We start from the raw sequence: 21224 nt of genomic DNA on the forward strand, positions 1-21224 counted from the left end.
TATGATTCGTATTATAGAACGCTTTTCAAAACACTGTCAATAACTTTTTATTTTTTTTAAAAAAATTCCACTTCTGCCCTATAATTCCCCTTGTAAATTCCCCATTACAATTCCGATACGAATCATCTCATTTTCAATTAAGTTTAATACATGTTTTTCTACTTCATACTGGATTAATAGTTCTTTTATTTGTATGATTTCATTTTCAAGTAAATCAGCTTCTTGACGTGTTTGAAGTAAAATGAAAAACACATTTGCATACTGTTCTTTATACGCTTTCATGCTATCCTTCTTTTCAAGCATCTCAATAAATAACTGTTTCATTTCCTCTTGATTGCATTGCCCTTCTACACCTAGAAATTTACTCGAAATAATACAAAGCCCTTTTTCTAAAATCTCATCCATACATAATACAATACGTAAAAGCATCATATATTCTCTCGTTGATATTACGCCCATTTTCGGACGTTCTCTTAAAAATACATGTAGCCACGCTGTCCAAAATTTTTGTTGTTCTTTTCCGCTTAACGTTTTTACGTAGTAGCATACATACTGCATAAATTTAATTTTATTCTCTTCGTTTTCTTGCATTAAAAGTGGATATAACCAATCTGTTTTTTGCTCCCAATACAGCACACATTTAATAAATACAAAACTAAGCCATTTTAAAAACGCTTCTCTCGTATACGGATGTAGCAGCTCTAAATGCTCTACCGCATATTTAATATATCTCTTCATCTCTGTAAATAAAGGTAAATTAATTTGCGTATAACATAATCCCGCCCACGCATACTTGGTCAACTCATTTTCTTTCTTTAAATCTAAGTAAGGTAATACATATTTTCGGCACCATTGCTTCTCAATATGGTATAAAAACGTAATATCTGCTGTTAAACGGGCTAACATAAAGTTCGTTCTTTCCGAAGTAACCCTTACCTGTTCCTCAAATAAAAATAAATATTCATACACATTACGATCATATAAGTGATCGTATGATAACAGTTTTAGTAATACAGCGGTCATCTTCCCAACAGGATGCTGTATAGACTCATTGTAAAACTCTTGTTTTCCAATTTTAAAATCCGTTTCCCCTCTCATAACTTGTGGAAATACTGAAAAAGCAAAGCGTTTTATAACCCGTATACTATTCTCTTCTAGCTCTTCTAATCGATTGCTAATTTCATATAGAAAACTACTAATTAACCAATGAAAAGTAGTATTTCTAACAAACTTCTGCAATAACGGAATGATCCTTTGAATCTGCTCACTCGTTAAATTCCTATTATTTCTCCACTCTCTAATACAAACAAACCAAACTTCATTACTAATTTCATGTACGCCTACTAGTTGATAAGCAAACGAAATACTCCACTCTACATTTAATTTACATGCTTTTGATAACATCTCTACAAAATGGCGTTGTTCAAAAACACCATCTTGAGAGAACTGCCGAACTTGCTTCATTATTTCATCGTCTTTCAGCTGTAGTAATCCATCAGCTGTTACATTACAAGTTATGCTTTGTTCAATATATTCTTTCTTTGGAACACTGTATCGATCAGAAGAAAAATGAGGGTGCTTCTGTTTCATTAATTCATATCCTTCTATCGTGCATCGACTATTCGAATCACATGCAAATAATGTATCTAGAACGAGACAAGCATCAAACGCCCTCTCTTCTGCAAGATGTTCTAATACAGTTTGAATAATTTCCTCTTTTGTTTCTTCTAAAGCATCTGCATAATAATTCTTTAAAAGTTGAAACACTTCATGTTTATATGTGACATCTAGCAGAAGACCTTCATGTAGTAACCACTTCAGTTTGGCATCCGCAGTAACGAATACATTTTTACTCATTGCTTCAATCGCAATTCGCTTTTGAAGTACACTATCTGTTTCTATCATTTCTGTAATATAATAATTCGCTTTTTTCTCATTGTTTTCACATAAATATGTAAGACACTCTTTTACAATTTGAATTAAAAACGTAAAATCATTTTGCTGTAACTCCTGCTCTGAAATTTCTCTATCTCTTCTTTTCAGTGCATTTTGTCTTAATGACAATAGTTGTATTTTTTCTAACCCCGTAACCATAATTGGATTTGCGTAGTAAGTAATATGTGGTCTCATTTTCTCTTTCCAAATTCGCTCCACATGAGAAAAAATAGGCATTGGTATACGACTCGATTCCTCGAGTTCAATCGACTCTTGCGTATCATTTCCCCATCTTCTTACACGCTTCAATTTTAGTTTTCCATCTAAAATAAACGTTAACAACAACAAGCCAATTTCTTTATGCTCAGGGAAAGAACATTTTTGCAATAAGTATGAAATCATTTCAATAAAGCTACTATCTTTCTCTGCTGTTTCTAATAAAAGTAATGTCCATCTTGCAAACAACAAAGGGTCCATCGCTTCTTTCGTTTCGTTTAAGTAAGTACAAATTGTTCGCCACCATAACGGGGATATTTTAGAATGATTTTTAAAAATCAATTGAAATAGTTCTTTTTGATGACTAAATAGAAATTGCTCCACTAACCATTCTGCAAGCAATTCATCTACTTCATCATAATTTGCTGTAAGCAAAAATAAATTTCGTAATTTCCCTTCCGCTTCAAGCCATTCTACCCATTCGTAATCACGAGCAAATTCAACGAAGTACCGAACGGTTTCAATTTTTTTTATTGACTGTTTTATATAGGATAATTGCTCCTGCTCTACTGATGGAGGTACGGTTACAATATCACGAATACGCATTCTTTTCGTAATATAATTATCCCCCATTAATTCCGCCCACCGCTTCACCGCTTTCACAAGTGCCTGATGATTATTTGCTTTATTCGGATACACAATCGGTCTTATCCCTAAATGCTCCCAATGATATGTATTATCCCCTTGTGCGACGAAAGCATAACGCCTTGTACTCGGTGGTAAGCCTGTTGCTAAATATTTCATTACAGGATCATTATGACTATACCCAACGAATAAAACAGTGTAATTTGAAAATAAATCAACTAAAAATCGTCTCGCCCATCCTTCTGTTAAGTAAGCCCTTCCAAAATCACCATCCGTTAAAATTAAAGCTTCTTTCTCTTGTTCTACATTCCCATGTATGTAAGCCAATCCTTTAAACGCTCTCCCTGTCGGTAAAGCAGGTGCATAATAAATATTCAGCTCTCTATTCATTTCTGTAATTACAGACGTAAAATGTTGATCAAAGTTTGTCGTTACAATTCGAACATCCGTATCTAACGGAAACAGCCTTGGAATCGCATAGTGTAATGGATTTGGTTTTGATTTTTCTATATTAACGAGGTCTCTTGCAACTTGATGCACATCTTTCGTTTTCGCAATTTTACCGAGATAATAATCGTGGGGTTCTGTCATCTCACGCCTTTCGACATATAAAGCTTTCGAAATTTCATCAACTAAATCATCGAAATTCGGTAAGTTTGATTTCCCCTTCATAGAAACTCCTGCTCCAACGAATAATACTAACTTCCCTTGTTCAAGGTGATCGATTAACTCATCTGGAATTTCTACTTCTGAAGTAATCCACATCCCGGATTCCCCCTTACCTAAAATGTCATACGCTCTCATTTTACTATAACATTTTTTAATTGTTTTTTTAATATTTAGATAAAATTTCGACGTGATAAAGTTTTATATAAATTAAACCGTTCCAATGTATGAACTCCTGAATTTATTGTAAAACTATGTATAAATGGGAGGTGTAAATATTGAGTGATATTACTGTAATACTTATCAAATTTATATCATGCATCATCGCTTTTAGTATCGGACTAGCTCTATTTTTCCCAGCAACGCTCGTCCAAATCATTTCTTTTAGTCTCTTCGTCACAATCGTTTCTTATATGTTTGTTGATAAAATTATTTTAAATCGAATTGGCAATTCCGCTGCCATTATGACGGATTTCTTACTTACGTATTTAAGCGTCTGGATTTTCGGTAATATTTTATTAGACAACTACATGCAAATTGCATGGGGCAGTATCCTTTCTGCCATCGTCTTTACATTATCAGAAGTAATCGTCCATCGCTTTTCTAATTCCCACTCAAGGCACAACAATGATAACATTCGAATTAATCGCCGGTTTGCATATGGTACGGAGTTTGCTGAAGAACAGAATGTGTTGGATAAAGATAAGAAGAAATAAAGCCATAATTACTGGTGCAAAAAAGGAGCTGTCTCATCCGTCGAATTTTTGACGATGTGGCGCTCCTTTTTATTTTTTGTAATATCAATACGGTGAATGAAATTATATTAACGATTTTTTGAATATATCTATCGTAACTCTAATTATATCAACGATTCGACAAAGAATATCGACAATGTTTGACGACCTATCCTCTAATAAAAAAGCTGCCCCCATTTAGAGACAGCCACTTCAATACTTACGCTTCTACTTTTAGATCTTTCAATGCAACAACATCCGCAAATGATCCAAACACAACATTATGATGCTTTACAATATCTTCAGCACGCAATACATCTGTATCAAACGTACTATGCGCATCACTCACTAATGTTACTTTATATCCTTCACTAAACGCTCTGCGCGTTGTCGTATCAACACAGTACTCTGTTTGCATTCCTGAAATAATAACATGCTCAATCCCTTTTTCTTGTAACACTTCGTTTAAGTTCGTCTTATGGAATGAATCTGGCGTCGTCTTTTCAATGATATTGTCCCCTTCTTGCGGTGCAATCGCCGCATGTACTTTCCAGCCATCTGTACCTTTTTCTAACGGATGATCTTTTGGCCCGTTATGTTGTACATAAATAACCGGAATACCATTTGAACGACATTCCCCAATAAGCTCTTGCAACGTTTCTAAAAACTTTTCCCCATTATGTACTGGGATTCCTGCTGTATACATACCCGCTTGCACATCAATAACTAGTAATGCCTTTTTCATTTCACACAGCTCCCTTTGTTTGTATAAGCCCTTTCATAAATCATTATAATTGTTTATATTCCATCATCCAACAATCTTCTAATTTCCCCTCATGCAGTTCATGTTCCTTTAAAATCTTCACTTTTTTAAATCCGCATTTTTCATAACAGCTTATCGCACGTACATTATTTACTCTAGGATCCATCGCTATCGCTTCTGCTCCTAAGCTCTCCATAATGTATGTAATTGCCGCTTCAACAAGGGTTGTTCCAATCCCTTTTCCCCAATACGCTGGTTCACCGATAAATTGGTCCATTCCCCACACATTTTTCATTTCTTCATATCCATATAACGCTTTCCATTCGGAATCAACAGGATATATTTGTATGTAACCGATCGGTATTTCATTGAACTCTACTAAACATCTTTTTTCATTACTATTTGGATTATGTATAAAATGATCGAGTACCTTTTCTACAGACTGCGGATTATCTCTTCCTTCGTAATACTGTAAAATTTCTGGATTTGTTAACCATTTTGAAATGATAGGTGCATCGTCTTTTGTTACATATCTAACTAATAAATTTTCTTTTTGAAATAACATGTAGCACCTCTTTATTAGCATTTTATAAACTGTTAAACTTTATTTCAAATCAACATCATTCTTATTTAATAACCCCTACTCCTCCCATGTATGGACGCAATACTTCTGGGATTATAACTGAGCCGTCTTCTTGTTGGTAGTTCTCTAAAATAGCTGCTACTGTACGCCCTATAGCTAACCCAGAACCATTTAATGTGTGCACAAATTCTGGTTTTGCACCTGGTGTACGACGGAAACGTATGCTTGCACGACGCGCTTGGAAATCTTCACAGTTTGAGCAAGAAGATATTTCACGATATACCCCATAACTTGGTAACCAAACTTCAATGTCATATGTTTTCGCAGCTGGAAATGCTATATCAGCTGTACATAATACGATAACTCGATAAGGTAATCGTAATAATTGTAGTACTCTTTCGGCATTCGCAGTTAATTTTTCTAACTCATCGTATGATTCTTCTGGCTTAGTATATTTAACCATTTCAACTTTGCTAAATTGGTGCTGGCGAATAAGTCCTCTCGTGTCACGTCCTGCACTACCAGCTTCAGAACGGAAACATGGCGTATGAGCGGTAAAATTAATAGGTAATTCTGCACCATTTAATATTTCGTCACGATAATAGTTCGCTAATGGTACTTCCGCCGTTGGAATTAAAGAGTAATCTGTGTCTTTTAATGTAAATACATCTTCTTTAAATTTCGGGAATTGTCCGGTTCCTATTAAACTATCGCTATTTACGATAAACGGTGGAATCACTTCTGTATATCCATGTTCTTCAACATGTAAATCTAGCATAAAGTTAGCTACTGCTCGCTCTAAACGTGCTCCCAAGCCATTGTAATATACAAAGCGGCTTCCTGTTACTTTTGCTGCTCGCTCAAAATCTAGTAATCCTAATTTTTCAGCAACTTCCCAATGTGGTTTTGCTTCAAATGAAAATTCGTTTATTTCTCCCCACTTACGTAATTCAACATTATCATCTTCTGATGCTCCAATAGGCACTGTTTCATTAGGTATATTTGGTAATGCCAATAATATAGAATTCAATTTCTCTTCTACATTATGTAACTCATCATCTAACGTTTTAATACTTTCTCCTACTTCACGCATTTCACTAATAAGTTCATTAGCATCTTGTTTTTCACGCTTTAACTTCGCAATACGATCAGATACTCCATTACGTTTACTTTTTAATTCTTCTACTTCTACTAACAGTTCACGACGATTTTGATCTAATTCTTCAAATGTATCCAATTCAAGAAACTCTCCACCGCGATCAATCAATTTTTTCTTTACTTCTTCAAAATTAGCACGTAATACTTTTACATCTAACATGTCTTATCTCTCCTTTAATAAGTGACTAATGTCATCTTCTTCGTTCACGTTAAGCTTTTAAGATAGGGAATTTCACTAAAAAAACACAAAAAACTCCCGTCCCTATAAAAGGGACGAGAGTTAACCCGCGTTGCCACCCTAGTTGAAAGCATAGAAAATGTAAGATTTCCACTTAAAAAATTAACGGTTTTTAACCGGAAACGATTACTAACTTCACATTGAAGGGTTCCACATTTCGCTCAAGGACGGATTCACAAGCGCTTTCTATCGGTTTACACCACCCACCGACTCTCTAAAAAAAAAGATACTTGTTACTACTTCCTTTCATAGCTTTTAAACAATATAAATTTTAATTATCATTACTTTACAATAATTCTGTTTATTTTTCAAGAAAATATTGTATCTTTAAAATAAAGAGTTCCTATAATCAAACCACAAATAAACTGGAGGTTATTTACGATGTCTCATATCACTTTGAAAGCAATAACTTCTATAAACTGGCGAGAAGCGCTTACTAAAACAATTTTCAATGTAACAAAGCAAAAAACTAAAACAATTTGGAGATGAGACTTTGAAATCGACATTAATCATTCTTCGCGGAAACTCCGCAAGTGGCAAAACAACAATCGCAAAGGAACTGCAAGAACATTTCGGGCAAGGAACACTTCTAGTCTCACAAGACGTTGTGCGCAGAGATATGCTAAAAGTTCACGATACAATAGGTAACTTATCTCATGATTTACTATTTGAAATTACGAAGTACGGAAAAGGAAAATGTGAATTTGTTATTTTAGAAGGTATACTGAACAGTCGTAGATACGGTGATATGCTGAAAGAATTAATACATTATTTCGAAGGAAACGCTTATACATATTATTTTGACTTATCACTTGAAGAAACGATTAGACGGCATAATACGAGAGAAAAACGACTTGAATTTGGAGAAGATTTATTGAGTAAATGGTATAACCCGCACGATACAATTGAAGTTGATAAAGAAACTGTTTTTACAGATGATTTCACGCAAAAAGACATATTTCATGCCATTGTTAATGATGTGACACATCAAAAATAAGACGGACAGGATGAGTCAGTCTTATTTTCATTATGTTCCTTGTATTTCAGTTTTGATAACTGAACAATCTTTACATAAGTAATAATATATCTTCATTTCACCAAACTGAAAATCAACTACTGAAATAAGTTCCCGTTCCTCAAGGTCTTGTGTAATTGTAGCAACATATTTCATCTCTTTAGAACAAGCTGGACATCCCAAATCTTCTGGAACTTCATCGTATAAAGGCGCTCCTAACAATCTACATATATATTCCGAACCGAATAAGTCAAAAGCTTCCCAGTAACGATCTTCATCAGTAGGTATATCTTCATTTTTCATATTTGTTAGCTTTACATTAGTTTTTGGTAGATCGACCGGTAGTTTATCCTCATCTTCCATTATCCAATCTTCCGTATTGTCCTGCTTTATTATTTGTACCGTTTTACCACCATTACTTAACTGAAAATATTGCGGCTCCCACACCATCGAACAATTCAAGCAAGAAACGAATGGTAAAACATTCATTTCATCATTTTTAAGTTCAACAAGCCTATCATCTTTCAAATCTAAACTAAAGATTTGATGCATTTTCTCATTGCATAGCTTACATAGTGGTAAGTCACAATCTTGACCACCAAAATAATGATTATATGAATCTTTCCCTTCAATTACTCTATACCCTTTTATTTCATTGTAATGTGTGCCATATAATTCTGTTGTCATATTTAATCCTCTTCTCGCTTATAAAGGTGATCCTCGATACTAATCTTTTAATAACTTTCGGTACATAAAACATTTTTTATTGTTGCTAATCATCATTTTTCTTATTCTTATCACCGTTATCTTTTTGGTATGAATACGATAATAAAATAATAACAATTTACCAGAAGACTGAGTTCTGTATCCATTCTGACACTATAGGGATTTGGAACGTTATAAACCCTAGTATAAGACTAAATAGAATAATTACTATTTTATGAATATTTTTCTCCTATTTATCTAATTGTATTTTAATAGTGATAGAAGAACAATATGGTTGTCAGAAATACAAATAAGGATTAAATAATTCAATATGGTTACTTTTACTGCTCACTGTACTCAGCAGCAAAAGTAAGGTTTTATTCTTTTACATATCCTTCAAATTTTTTCAATGAATCACATTAAGGCAAAAAATAAAAGCCAGTCTCAATAAAGAGAACTGACTTCTATTTGGATAACCATTATTATAAAACTTTTACTTTAACAGTTTGTCTTCCCCAGTTCATAGCTTTACTTTTTGAACCCATTAAAACATCAATACGATTTCCTTTAATAGCACTACCAGTATCACCAGCAATAGCTTCTCCATAACCTTCTACCCATACTTTAGATCCTAATGGGATTACCTTCGGATCTACTGCGATAATTCTCATATTAGGATTTGCCGTTAAATCATGACCCATCGCAGTTAAAACGCGTCCACCATATGTACCATTTTCACTTGGATCAGCAGTATATGCTGTCGCTACTACCGTTAATTCACGTTTAGCAGACTGTGAGTTATTTTTAGATACTTCTTGTGTCTTTGTTGCTTCTTTTGCTTTCGCTTGTTCTTGCTCTTTCGCTTTCGCTTGTTCTTGTTCTTGTTCTTTTACTTTCGCTTGTTCTTGCTCTTTCGCTTGTTCTTGCTCTTTCGCTTTCGCTAATTCTTGTTCTTTCGCTTTCGCTTGTTCTTGTTCTTTTACTTTCGCTAATTCTTGTTCTTTCGCTTTCGCTTGTTCTTGTTCTTTTACTTTCGCTAATTCTTGTTCTTTCGCTTTCGCTAATTCTTGTTCTTGTTCTTTCACTTTTACTTCTTCTTTCGCTTTTACTTCTTCTTTTGCTTTTACTTCTTCTTTCGCTTTTACTTCTTCTTTCGCTTTTACTTCTTCTTTTGCTTTTACTTCTTCTTTCGCTTTTACTTCTTCTTTTGCTTTTACTTCTTCTTTCGCTTTTACCTCTTCTTTCGCTTTTACTTCTTCTTTCGCTTTTACTTCTTCTTTCGCTTTTACTTCTTCTTTCGCTTTTACTTCTTCTTTCGCTTTTACTTCTTCTTTCGCTTTTACTTCTTCTTTCGCTTTTACTTCTTCTTTCGCTTTTACTTCTTCTTTTGCTTTTGTTGCTACCTTAGCTTTTGCAACTTCCTGCACTTTTGCTTCTTCTTTTACTTTTGCAACTTTCTGCGTTTTTGCTTCTTCCTTCGCATTTACCGCTTTTTGTACTTTCGCTACTTGCTTCGTTTTCTCTTCAGCTTTCTTTTCAATTGGTGCTGTACTTGATAGGAAAGAAACGTTTGCATAAGCTGTTTTTCCTTTATACTCAAATTGTAGCCATCCATCTTTTACTTGATGCGTTGATTCAATTACATCATCTTTTTTCAGTCTGCCAAGAATTTCTGATTCTGTGCTCGCTTCAGAACGTACATTTAATAGGTTTGCTGTTACATGATAAACATCTTTTGTAAATTCCGAACTTACAAACAATTCTTTACCATTTAAATCAATTTTTGACCATCCTTCTTCAGTATTTATAACTTTTAACTTTTGTCCTTCTTTTACTTTTTCGATAACTTTTGATTCCGTTGTTGGCTTTTCACGTACGTTGAGTACATCCGCTGTTACGATAGTTTCTGCGATAGCAGATGTTGTAAAAGCCCCCAATCCAAAAACTGTTGCTGTTGCTGCGCCAATTAATTTTTTCATAATAGCCTCCATTGCGTTTTTTGGGGTTTTATCAAATGCTTCCATAAAATTAGGTGATTTCACGGAATATCAAAACATTTGCAAAGGTACATTGATATCGCTTAATATACCGTTATTAAAACCCTTTACTCCAATAGTATCAAATTCTCATTTTTAATTCTATACATTATAAATCTACTTATCTTATATAAACGTTTCCTATCCTTCTTCTTTTTACTAAATGGTTGTCGCAATTCCTGCCAGAAATAAACTTACGATTGCTAAAAATTGAGTACCGACTATAGCCCCTCTTAAATGAAACTTGTAATCTTTATATCCCTTCATCCCTTCCGTACAAGGAATAACAACAAATCTCGGAGTAATCCAGCAAAATATAAGCCAATCGATTATTAATAAATCTACTAAATTGAAAATCATTAAAATGCTAAAACTATGTAAATAGGCCTCAATATACAATAGTTTTTCATGTTGATGTAATATATATGTTGAAACGAAAGGAGTACCGAAGAGAATCACATTGTATGCAATACTAAAGTAAATCGTTTGCTTTTTTTCATTAATCGATTTCGGAAAAACTACCTTTTGAATATCTTTTGGATAATCATTTAACCAAAGACGAGGATTATAATATAAAGACCCCAAAATCATTACGGATAGTACAATAGACATGATGACACCAACGTACATTGTTTGCTCTAATTGACTCATAAGTCTCATTCACCCTTTTCTGTAATTCCTATGTAAGTCATTCACTTAATTACACATTGTATGTACGTATACAACCAAAAATTAACAATTACCTTTAACACCGAATCAAATTTCTTGCAATGTACATGCAACTTTTATACAGTGGAAGCCTAATTAGTACAGATAGGATTGGTGAAACCTATGAAAATCGAACATATCGCAATTTGGGTAAATGATTTAGAATTAATGCGTACTTTTTATACGAAGTATTTTAATGGCAAGGTAAACTCTTTATATCATAACGAAGCAAAACAATTTGAATCTTATTTTATTACGTTCGAATCTGGAGCAAGGCTTGAACTTATGCGTAAGAAAGGTATAGAAAACGAGCCTAATCTTAATATAACTGGCTATGCACATATGGCTTTCTCTGTTGGCAGTAAGGAACGTGTGAATGAACTGACAAAAACGTTAAAAGAAGCAGGCTATTCTTTATTAAATGGACCACGTTTCACTGGAGATGGCTATTATGAAAGTGTAATAAGCGATCCAGAAGGCAATCAAATAGAAATCACGATTTAACTATCGTTTATCTTTTCTGAAGAACAAATGAAAATTAGTTTGGAGGAATACTATGCATAAGCTATATTTTAGTAAATTTGAAGCGACAGACTTCAATTTATATTTCCAGCTCGTATCAAATGAAAAAGTGATGGCACAAATTACGGAACGTACCATTCCGTTAGGCGAGGCGCAAAACGACTATAAAAAATTGTTAAAGCGTAATAAAAAACATAGATTATTCGGCTCCTACAAAGTGTATGACTCTATTACAAATGAATTTATCGGACTTGGACATATAACAGTAAATGAGGCTGATTTTAAAGAAGCAGAACTTGGCTATATGATTTTGCCAGAGCACTGGGGAAAGAGATATGGTAGTTGTATTGCAAAGGAATTAATAAATATAGCGAAGCAGACAGATGTAAGCGTACTAAAAGCAATTATCGATCCGAGCAATATCCCCTCTCGGAAGATTTTACTAAACGTTGGTTTTACATCAGATATAGTTTGTGAGATTGATGGATTACCTGGGGAGATTTTGAGTACATATATTTAACTATATAAAAAAGCAATGCTACATTTGAACTAACCGTAGCATTGCTTTTATCTTTTATTATTATAAAAGTCCATTTTCACTTTAATACGAACTAAATCATTATTTCTTTATCTCGTCTACTACACTTTGAACTAAAGAGATAAGAGCTTTCTTTGTATCCTCATCTGTTATTTTTGCATCATCACTAAATTTAGTGCGCACAGATGGGATTAATAGCGAACCATTTTGAACGACAATTGTATCTAGCATACCTAGCGTAAGTAATAATGATTCATGAGCTTTATCCCCTCCAGCAATCGACGGTGAAGCTGTTATAATAGCAACTGGCTTTTTATAAAGTTCCGCTGATGAAACAAGCCATTCTAATGCATTCTTCAAAACTCCTGGAATACTTTTTGCGTACTCTGGTGTACAAATAATAAGTGCATGTGCTTCACTTAATGTCTTTCGAAATTCTTCAACAACAATCGGTGCTCCAACTCGATCTACATCCGGATTAAAATGAGGTAGTTCCCCTATCCCATTATAAATAGTGTAATCTATACCTTCTGGAATAAATGCTGCTAAAGTTTTTAATATGTTTGTGTTGGATGATCCTTCCCTAATACTTCCTGAAATCGCTATGATTTTTTTGTGTATACTCATATGATCCCCTCCTACAAACATCATACTTATGCAGCCATAGAAAAATCAAAAATATTGAACTATTTAACAAGCTGTACATTCATCAATTTTGTTTACATAATAATATTATGGTTTATTTTTAACCTTTTATAAAATAGGTAAGGAAACTCCATATTTGTTATCCTATTTGAGAACGGACAAATCATGTTTGTAAATGGTTTTCACGACTATTATGAATGTTGGCCAGCTGGGGTCCAATGTGAGGATTTGCTTGTAGTTGCTGCACCTGTTATCAAAGGTGAAAAGTGGGTTATGACGCAATGGATGAGTAGAAGAGCATTGTTGTAACAAGTAAATTTACCGACTTTATCATTTTAACCGAGAAGCCCTCCTCCTCTAGACCAAGTGAAGGTTGGGATAGTTCAATTCCAATCTACAATTGAAGTTTTTTGTGAAATTCATTAAAAACATACAAACAGCCATCGTTTCATGGAATGATGGCTGTTTCTGTTTACCATTATACATAATCTTAACTTGGTGGCTGCGTTATTTATAACAGCCGATCAACCTTCCTACTATACAATAGAAAACATCATGTACACTCCAACAACGAAGAAAACGGCTAATGTCTTAATTATCGTAATACCAAAAATCTCTTTATAAGCTTCTCGGTGTGTTAATCCTGTAACTGCAAGTAAAGTTATAACTGCTCCGTTATGAGGGAGAGTATCCATACCTCCCGCTGCCATTGCAATTACACGATGCAGCACATCTAACGGAATATCAAAGTTCGCTGCCGCTTCAATATATTTATCTGCCATTAAACCTAATGTAATACTCATTCCACCCGAACCTGATCCCGTCAGACCGCACAAAATATTCGTCATGACCGCTCCGCTAATTAAAGGGTTTGAAAATGTACCTGTCAAAGAATTTTGAATCATGACAAATCCGGGTAAAGCTGCTATAACGGCACCAAATCCATACTCGGCTGCAGTGTTCATGGCAGCTAAGATTGAACCACTTACGCCCACGCTTGTAATAGATTGAAACTGTTCTTTTACCGCTTGGAAGTTTAATAATATAGCAGCAAGTATTCCGATAAGAAGTGCCATTTCCACTGACCAAATACCTACGACTTGTCCCATATCAATCGTTCCGTACTCCTTCAAACCTATAGATGCAAAATCAAATCCCTTTGTATACCAAACCGGGATGAATTCTGTAAAGACTTTATTCATCACTCCGACCAGTACAAGCGGAAGAAAAGCTACCCAATAACTAGCTGGAATAACCTCGCTGGAAACAATAGGCGCTTGCACCAATTGCGCGCTAGTTGTGGCAGCCAGTTCAGAAGTGGCACCGCTTTTTCCGAAGTACCCCTCTCCCTTAGCGGCAGCCTTCTTCCTGCACCTTTCCAAATACATCATGCCACATATAAAGATAAACAGTGCTCCGATAATCCCTAATGTAGGAGCTGCATAAATATCTGTTTTAAAGAACGTAGTTGGAATAACATTTTGGATTTGAGGTGATCCAGGAAGTGAATCCATCGAAAACGTGAATGCACTGAATGCAATTGTCGCTGGAATGAGACGTTTCGGAATATCCGCCTCGCGAAATAATTGCGCCGCAAACGGATAAATCGCAAATACTGCGACAAATAAACTGACACCACTGTATGTAAGAATCGCTCCCATTAACACGATGGAAAGAATAGCTCTTTTCACGCCTATAAAATGGATGATAATTTTCGCGATTTTTTCTGCTATTCCAGTGATTTCTACCACTTTACCGAATATCGCTCCAAGCAAAAATACAGGAAAATATAATTTTATGAATCCGACCATCTTCGCCATAAAAACATTAGAAAAGAATGGTAAAACATTCGCCGGTTCCGTTAAAAATACAGCCAACAAAGCACATAACGGAGCGAATAAAATGACTGAGAATCCTCGGTAAGCTACAAATATAAGCAAGCCAAGCGATAGCAATACAATCAATAAATCCATAACCGCATTCCCCCTCAATAAAATAGATTCTCTTAAATTTACTTTACACCCTTTTATATTTATATATATTATTGCAACACCTGCCAGAGGCAGGCATTACTTTTTGTTATTTTATTTATGATGAAAAAGCGGTACCCTCTTTTCTATAAAAGCCTCCACCCCCTCTCTTACATCACTCGTTTGAAATACATGGCCGAAATTCTCAGCTTCTATTTTTAGCCCGTCCTCAAGAGAAGAAGATAATCCCTTATTGATAGATTGCTTCATCAAAGATAAAGCAGGAAGGGAAAATTGAGCCATCTTCGCGGCTAGTTCCTTCGCCTTATTCAGCGCTTCGCCACGCGGAACAACATGATTCACCAAACCAACTCGCCAAGCTACCTCGGCAGTGAACGGTTCACCAGTGAACATCATTTCTTTCGCACTTGCAGTTCCTATTAATCGAGGCAAACGTTGCGTGCCTCCCGCACCTGGAAACAATCCTAACTTCACCTCTGGAAGTCCGATTTGGGCATGTTCTTCTATAATCCGTAAATCACATGATAAGGCTAATTCACACCCGCCCCCAAGCGCTAATCCGTTAATAGCAGCGATTACAGGCTTCGACAATCTTTCTATTTTATTTAATGGATTCTGAAGCCACAATGATTTTCCCTCTGCATATTCATTCCCTTTCCCAATCCATTCCGGAAATGACTTGATGTCTCCTCCTGCAACGAAGGCCTTTTCTCCAGCGCCAGTTAGAAGTACAGCAATTACTTCATCATCCCGTTCGATTTCATCGACCACCACCGTCAGTTGCTCAACCACAGCACCGCTCAATACATTCACAGGAGGATTATCAATGATGATTGTCGCGATTCCTTTTTCTTTGGACCATGTAACAACCCGCTTATTTTCCAATTCAATCCCTTCTTTCCAATATGTAATGAGATACTTTTACTACCGTCAGCACATCAACTCGTTCTTTTAATTACATAGCCGACCTTTTCACTATCCCAAGCAGTACCGATTCCTTCCTCCTTCAGCTTGAACTTCTGAATCCGTTCCGTCGCAGTTTTTGGAAAAGTTTCACTGAACTGAACATATCGCGGCACCATGAAGTAAGCCATACGTTCTTGACACCAATCTATAATCTCTTCATGGGACATCGTTTCTCCTTTCTTTACAATCACATATAATTTGACATCCTCTTCTCCCACTTCCGATGGAACACCGATGGCCGCTGATTCAAGTACTTTCGGGTGATTATTCACTACCTTTTCGATTTCCCAAGAGGAGATATTTTCTCCACGCCTCCGGATACACTGTTTGATTCGATCGCAAAAATATAAGTAACCTTCCTCGTCTAGATAACCACGATCTCCTGTATGGAACCATCCCTCCTTCATCGCCTCTTCTGTTTTATCCCGCATTTTATAGTAGCCTTCCATGAATGCTTGTCCCTGTAAGGAACGTATAAAAATCTCTCCAATTTCACCAGTCCGCGCTTCATTTCCATCCTCATTGACAATCTTCGTCTCTACGTAAGAATAAGGCTTTCCAATAGAAGGCGGCTTATTGGCATTCAATGGATTCGTTACACAAAAACCCGTCGTTTCCGTTAATCCGTAACCTTCTACAATCTGGACGCCAAACCTCTCCTCAAACGGCTTCCAAAATCCCTTAGGCGTAGCAGCACAAGCCGTCACCCTTACAAAATTTTCATTATCGTTTTCCTTTTCTGGTTGCTTGCAGAGAATAGGAATCATAGATCCTAAAGAATTAAAAATGGTTGCGCCATGACCACGAATTTCATCCCAAAATCTAGAAGCACTAAACCGCTTGCCAAGAGCAATCGTCGCATTGGAAGAAATAGCACCGAGTACTGTATGGGCCTGGGCGTTAATATGAAATAACGGCAACGCTGTAAATAAAATATCTTTCGAACTTGCGCCAACCATATAGGTGGCAAATGACTGCGCAGAATTTACATAGGCAGAATGACTTAACATGACCCCTTTAGGTAATCCAGTCGTTCCAGAGGTATAAAGAATACTGTTAATAGAAGAGGAGGAAACAAATTCAGTTGGAAGGTGATGATTATTTGTATTCAGTACATCTTTCAATTCGATTACCAGCGGTTCTTTACCATCGTTCAAATTGATTACGCTTTCATCATTTCCGTAAACGACAATTTGAATGTCCCTTTGTATAAATGGCAAACAAGAAGCAATTTGAGGAACAAATTCCTTATCAACGATAATCAGCTTGCAATCAGAGTGAGATAAAATATACTGTAGGCCCTCTCCTTTTAAATGCACATTCAGAGGCACCGCAATTGCTCCCATAAAAGATAAAGCAAACCATACATCCAGATATTCAGGAGTGTTATGAAGCATAATACAAACCTTGTCACCTTTTTGAATACCGAGCTCACAAAATCCCGCTGCGGCTCTAGTAATTCGATGATAGAGCTCCTCATACGTAACTCTTTGTTCTTCAAATTGTAAATAGACCTTACTTGGTGTTTTTTCAATACTTTGCATAATAAAATGTGGCAAACTGTGATTTTCCAGCATTGAATTCCATCCCTTCTTGCTATAATCTTTTTTATTTATATAGCAAGAAACATGCCAAAAATCGACTCATTCTCTATTCCCTTATTCCTTCAGGGATATACCCAAGTCTCCCTTACATGTCCACCTTCACATGTCGCATTTGCGCTACAAATGATTACGATCATGTCGCATCTATAAGAAAGTGTCGCAAAAAAGAGACAGTATGTATTACTGCAAACCAAACAAAAAAAGGGCCTGTTTGCCCTTTGCTTCCTTTCACAAAATTCCATATTTTTCTATTTTACGATATAAGCTAGCCCGATGAATCCCTAAAAGCTTGGCTGCCTCTTTTATATTTCCAGCTGTCTTTTCCAAAGCCCTTGTAATCGCCCGTTTTTCAGCCGATTCCACTTCCTCCTGCAGTGAATAACTCATCTCATTCTTCTCTTGATCCACCGCAAATATTTCATGATATAACTCTTCTTCCAAATCTTTTTTCCGCAAATATACAGGAAGATGATGCACTTGAATAATCATTCCTTCTATAACATTCATCGCTCGTTCTAACACATTCTCTAGCTCCCTAATATTGCCTGGCCAATCATGCTCCATGAATATATCCCTTACTCTCTCATCCAATGAAAGAACGCTACTACCCAGCTCCCCATTCAATTTCCGAATTAAAAATTCCATTATATGTATCATATCTTCCTTTCTCTCTCGTAACGGAGGAATATCGATCGCAAACACATTCAACCTATAATATAAATCCTCCCTAAATTCCCCTCTTTGCACCATTTCACGAAGATTTCGATGTGTCGCCGCAATGAAACGGACATCAATCTTTTGAATTTTCGTACCACCAATTCTTTCAATCTCTTTCTCTTGCAACACACGCAGCAACTTCACCTGCATGTCCAAAGACATATCACCGATCTCATCTAAAAACAACGTTCCCTTATGGGCCAACTCAATCTTCCCAGGCTTACCACCTTTTTTCGCTCCTGTAAAAGCCCCCTCTTCGTATCCAAATAATTCAGCCTCCAAAAGATCCCTCGGAATCGCAGCACAATTCAAACGAATAAATGAACCCCTAGCACGCGGACTTGCACGATGTACCGCATGCGCAAAGAGCTCCTTCCCTGTACCGCTCTCTCCTCTTATCAAAACGGTAGACCGACTTTTAGAAACCTTCAAGGCCATCGTTTTAACTTCTTTCATTTTCGCACTCTCTCCTATAATACTTTGAAAGGACAACCTACCTTCTTGCAACCGCTGTAATTCAGTTTGATAGTAAGATAACTTTGATTCCATTGCACTAATCTGATCCCCCAAAGCTTTAAACTGCTGTATATCATGAAACATAATTTTACCAATCGCACCAATAACCTCACCGTCCTTAACAATAGGTATGCGAGTTGCGATAATATTCCGATTACTTATACGCTGGATATGCCCAATTTCCACCTGTCCCGTCTTCACGATAATATGCATCCTCGTATTCTCAACAACCTCCGTACAATGCTTACCTATCGCTTCCTTTGGATCATCAATCCCTAAAAATTGTGCATAAGAACCACTTAAAAAATTGACAATCCCTTGTTCATTTACCCCTAGAATACACTCCGACAGTAAATTCAAGGCATTTTCATACCGACTGATGATACTTTCCAAGGACTGTATACTTTTTTCCTTGTTTTCCAAAATGGCAATTGATCCATCTTCTTTCCCGCTCTGATATACACGGGATTCATTCATAATCAATACTTGGTTGCCCACCTTACACTCGTACTTGTACAAACTATCATTTTGATTCACTACTAGCTTTTTACGATCAGGAATAATCGTTGATATATGCTTACCTATTATTTCATTTTCTTTTTTATGTAACATGCTGCAGAATGGTTGGTTGCTGAATGTGATGATTCCATCATGACTTATGACAGCAATTCCGTTATTCATTACCTGAAGAGCCTGGCTTGTTAACTGCAAATTCATTCTTTCATCCATATGCATTTGGAAGCCCCCCCTATCAAATTGTGCTCTTTCTCGCATGTATTATATATTCATTTTAAACATTTACTTTCCTTCGGCTCTTCCGTTTGAAGTAATAATTTCTTGAACCAGTAATATAGCTGATTAACCGGTAGGTTCTTTTTTGACACCTGTCAGGTTTTAATAATCCAATTTCTTTAAATCCTTGGATGTAAGAAGATGAATCTCATGGGCTATTTACAACTTGTAGGTGAGGAATATTTGACGCTTACCTTAGATACCTAATGAGTTTTATGAAAAGTAAAAAACAGTTGATGGAGTGTCTTCCATCAGCTATTTTAATTACGAATTTTGGTGATGAAACCCATAATTATTAGATTTACTTTAGCATAGCTTCTTATCCCCCAATCCCCAACTAAACCATCTCCCATGCCCTTCCGTTTCCCCAACAGTTTCACAATATTCGTTTCCGTTAATATAATAATCAATATGAAGGTCCCGGTCCCACATGTTGTTATATAGGTGGAATACATCACGTTTTGCACCAATGTCTTTAATTTGTTTTTCTAGCGTATGTTTTACATTTTCAGGTATTTGGTTTGCCACATGTGTATGGAAAATACAAATCACTGCATCTTCCCTTATTTGATCTGCAATGGCCGGAAGAAGTGCTACACCGTCACCTTCTATTAATCTCACTGATTTTTCTTTTACAAGCGCTGCTGCTTGATCGAATAGTTCAAGTCTTTCTTTATGTTCTGGCCAAATAAGCGCGCGTAACCATAAATAATCTTCATCGGCATTTAAATCATTCACATGTAAATCTAGTCCGATTCTTTCTACGACAGGTGGACTTTGTTTTAGAAAACGGGGCACATTCTCCCCTCTTATTTCAGAGGTTAAATGTACATTCGAATTTATATTTCCATATGTTTCATCTGTTCCGTACGAATAGCTATATTGGTCCCAGAACAGTTGTAATCCAGAACTTGTACCAATTTCAATTACCACTAACGGTTTATTCACTTTGTTAAATATGTAGCAGAAACTTGGGTATAAGTATGCACATCGTCTTACTTCATTCGTTTGAACGAGTTTCGTTTGTAATAAAGTAATGATTTCTTCTCGGTACTCATTACAGAAATCTTTAAATTGTTCAAAAGCTTTATCTAAATTTGTTTTAGCATTTTCAACTAAGCTACTATAATACGTTTTTAAATGATGGTCTTTCCCTTTTAGCAATAAATAGTGTACTGCACCTAATAATAAGTTTGGGACTGGTTGACCAGGTTGTGCGTAGGAAGCTAACGTAAGAACTTCCTCATCTTCAGAAATTTTTATTGATAAGTATTCGTATAAAGGACTCGATCCTTTACATTCATTTACAGAAAAATCCCGAAATAAGTTTGCGACTTGTTCTTTTGTAAGCATTGGTATCCCTCCTTGGTTATTTTCAGAATAATCTTATCATTTATTTGTTATTTACTCTATTTTTTCAAATTAGATGTTACAAAAATAGAATTTTACTAGTTCCCAAAGATAAAACATAAAAATAGAAGTTTTTTTGGGATAACATCAAACTGGAATTCTTCTCCAAATTCCGCTTTAC

General features: G+C 35.8%; 17 protein-coding genes and 1 other annotated feature. Of the genes, 4 read left to right on the forward strand and 13 right to left on the reverse strand.

From position 1 onward, the window contains the following. Positions 1–78: 78 nt before the first annotated feature. Positions 79–3561: a DUF4020 domain-containing protein gene (locus NSQ47_RS08825; protein ID WP_341036656.1), complete on the reverse strand. Its 3483-nt coding sequence runs from the start codon at positions 3559–3561 to the stop codon at positions 79–81. A 179-nt stretch (positions 3562–3740) separates the two neighbouring features. Between NSQ47_RS08825 and NSQ47_RS08830 the strand changes: the two genes are divergently transcribed. Then, on the forward strand, positions 3741–4178 hold the full coding sequence (locus tag NSQ47_RS08830) for a YndM family protein (RefSeq protein ID WP_002110461.1): 438 nt from the start codon (positions 3741–3743) through the stop codon (positions 4176–4178). A gap of 238 nt (positions 4179–4416) precedes the next feature. Here the strand turns inward: NSQ47_RS08830 and NSQ47_RS08835 are convergent, their stop codons facing one another. From NSQ47_RS08835 to serS, 3 genes are all read right to left on the reverse strand, one after another. After that, on the reverse strand, positions 4417–4941 hold the full coding sequence (locus NSQ47_RS08835) for a cysteine hydrolase family protein (RefSeq protein ID WP_340824394.1): 525 nt from the start codon (positions 4939–4941) through the stop codon (positions 4417–4419). A 43-nt stretch (positions 4942–4984) separates the two neighbouring features. Further along, complete coding sequence (locus NSQ47_RS08840; protein WP_340824396.1) at positions 4985–5524, reverse strand: GNAT family N-acetyltransferase; 540 nt, start codon at positions 5522–5524, stop codon at positions 4985–4987. Positions 5525–5585: 61 nt separating this feature from the next. After that, complete coding sequence (gene serS, locus NSQ47_RS08845; RefSeq protein ID WP_340824398.1) at positions 5586–6860, reverse strand: serine--tRNA ligase; 1275 nt, start codon at positions 6858–6860, stop codon at positions 5586–5588. Positions 6861–6966: 106 nt separating this feature from the next. Continuing rightward, positions 6967–7197: a binding site (T-box leader), on the reverse strand. A gap of 234 nt (positions 7198–7431) precedes the next feature. Here serS and NSQ47_RS08850 point away from each other — a divergent pair. Further along, complete coding sequence (locus NSQ47_RS08850; RefSeq protein WP_016105177.1) at positions 7432–7935, forward strand: kinase; 504 nt, start codon at positions 7432–7434, stop codon at positions 7933–7935. Positions 7936–7965: 30 nt separating this feature from the next. On the opposite strand, the gene NSQ47_RS08855 is transcribed toward NSQ47_RS08850, so the two are convergent. The 3 genes from NSQ47_RS08855 to NSQ47_RS08865 all read right to left on the reverse strand — a co-directional run bounded on the left by NSQ47_RS08855 (position 7966) and on the right by NSQ47_RS08865 (position 11345). Beyond that, a complete protein-coding gene (locus NSQ47_RS08855) occupies positions 7966–8640 on the reverse strand; it encodes a hypothetical protein (RefSeq protein ID WP_215596650.1) in 675 nt (224 codons plus the stop codon). A gap of 500 nt (positions 8641–9140) precedes the next feature. Then, positions 9141–10637, reverse strand: coding sequence for a cell wall-binding protein EntB (entB, locus tag NSQ47_RS08860; protein ID WP_341036657.1), 1497 nt, complete (start codon positions 10635–10637; stop codon positions 9141–9143). 216 nt (positions 10638–10853) lie between these two features. Further along, complete coding sequence (locus tag NSQ47_RS08865) at positions 10854–11345, reverse strand: hypothetical protein (protein ID WP_002110474.1); 492 nt, start codon at positions 11343–11345, stop codon at positions 10854–10856. Positions 11346–11525: 180 nt separating this feature from the next. Between NSQ47_RS08865 and NSQ47_RS08870 the strand changes: the two genes are divergently transcribed. Then, positions 11526–11906, forward strand: coding sequence for a VOC family protein (locus tag NSQ47_RS08870; protein WP_002110475.1), 381 nt, complete (start codon positions 11526–11528; stop codon positions 11904–11906). A gap of 52 nt (positions 11907–11958) precedes the next feature. Continuing rightward, positions 11959–12444 (forward strand): GNAT family N-acetyltransferase, encoded by a 486-nt coding sequence (locus NSQ47_RS08875; RefSeq protein WP_340824406.1) that lies wholly within the window; start codon positions 11959–11961, stop codon positions 12442–12444. Positions 12445–12543: 99 nt separating this feature from the next. Here the strand turns inward: NSQ47_RS08875 and NSQ47_RS08880 are convergent, their stop codons facing one another. From NSQ47_RS08880 to NSQ47_RS08905, 6 genes are all read right to left on the reverse strand, one after another. Then, a complete protein-coding gene (locus NSQ47_RS08880; RefSeq protein ID WP_215588273.1) occupies positions 12544–13089 on the reverse strand; it encodes an NADPH-dependent FMN reductase in 546 nt (181 codons plus the stop codon). Between the two features lie 554 nt (positions 13090–13643). Beyond that, positions 13644–15080, reverse strand: a complete 1437-nt coding sequence (locus NSQ47_RS08885; protein ID WP_340824409.1) for a GntP family permease — start codon at positions 15078–15080, stop codon at positions 13644–13646. Positions 15081–15191: 111 nt separating this feature from the next. Then, positions 15192–15983, reverse strand: coding sequence for an enoyl-CoA hydratase (locus tag NSQ47_RS08890; protein WP_002161387.1), 792 nt, complete (start codon positions 15981–15983; stop codon positions 15192–15194). A gap of 53 nt (positions 15984–16036) precedes the next feature. Then, a complete protein-coding gene (locus NSQ47_RS08895) occupies positions 16037–17641 on the reverse strand; it encodes an ATP-dependent acyl-CoA ligase (RefSeq protein ID WP_340824410.1) in 1605 nt (534 codons plus the stop codon). Positions 17642–17896: 255 nt separating this feature from the next. Further along, on the reverse strand, positions 17897–19636 hold the full coding sequence (locus NSQ47_RS08900; protein ID WP_078181120.1) for a sigma 54-interacting transcriptional regulator: 1740 nt from the start codon (positions 19634–19636) through the stop codon (positions 17897–17899). A 363-nt stretch (positions 19637–19999) separates the two neighbouring features. After that, on the reverse strand, positions 20000–21046 hold the full coding sequence (locus tag NSQ47_RS08905; RefSeq protein WP_341036658.1) for a DUF2332 domain-containing protein: 1047 nt from the start codon (positions 21044–21046) through the stop codon (positions 20000–20002). Positions 21047–21224: the final 178 nt, after the last annotated feature.

The sequence above is a fragment of the Bacillus sp. FSL R10-2780 genome (assembly GCF_038006125.1).
Lineage (GTDB): Bacteria > Bacillota > Bacilli > Bacillales > Bacillaceae_G > Bacillus_A > Bacillus_A cereus_U.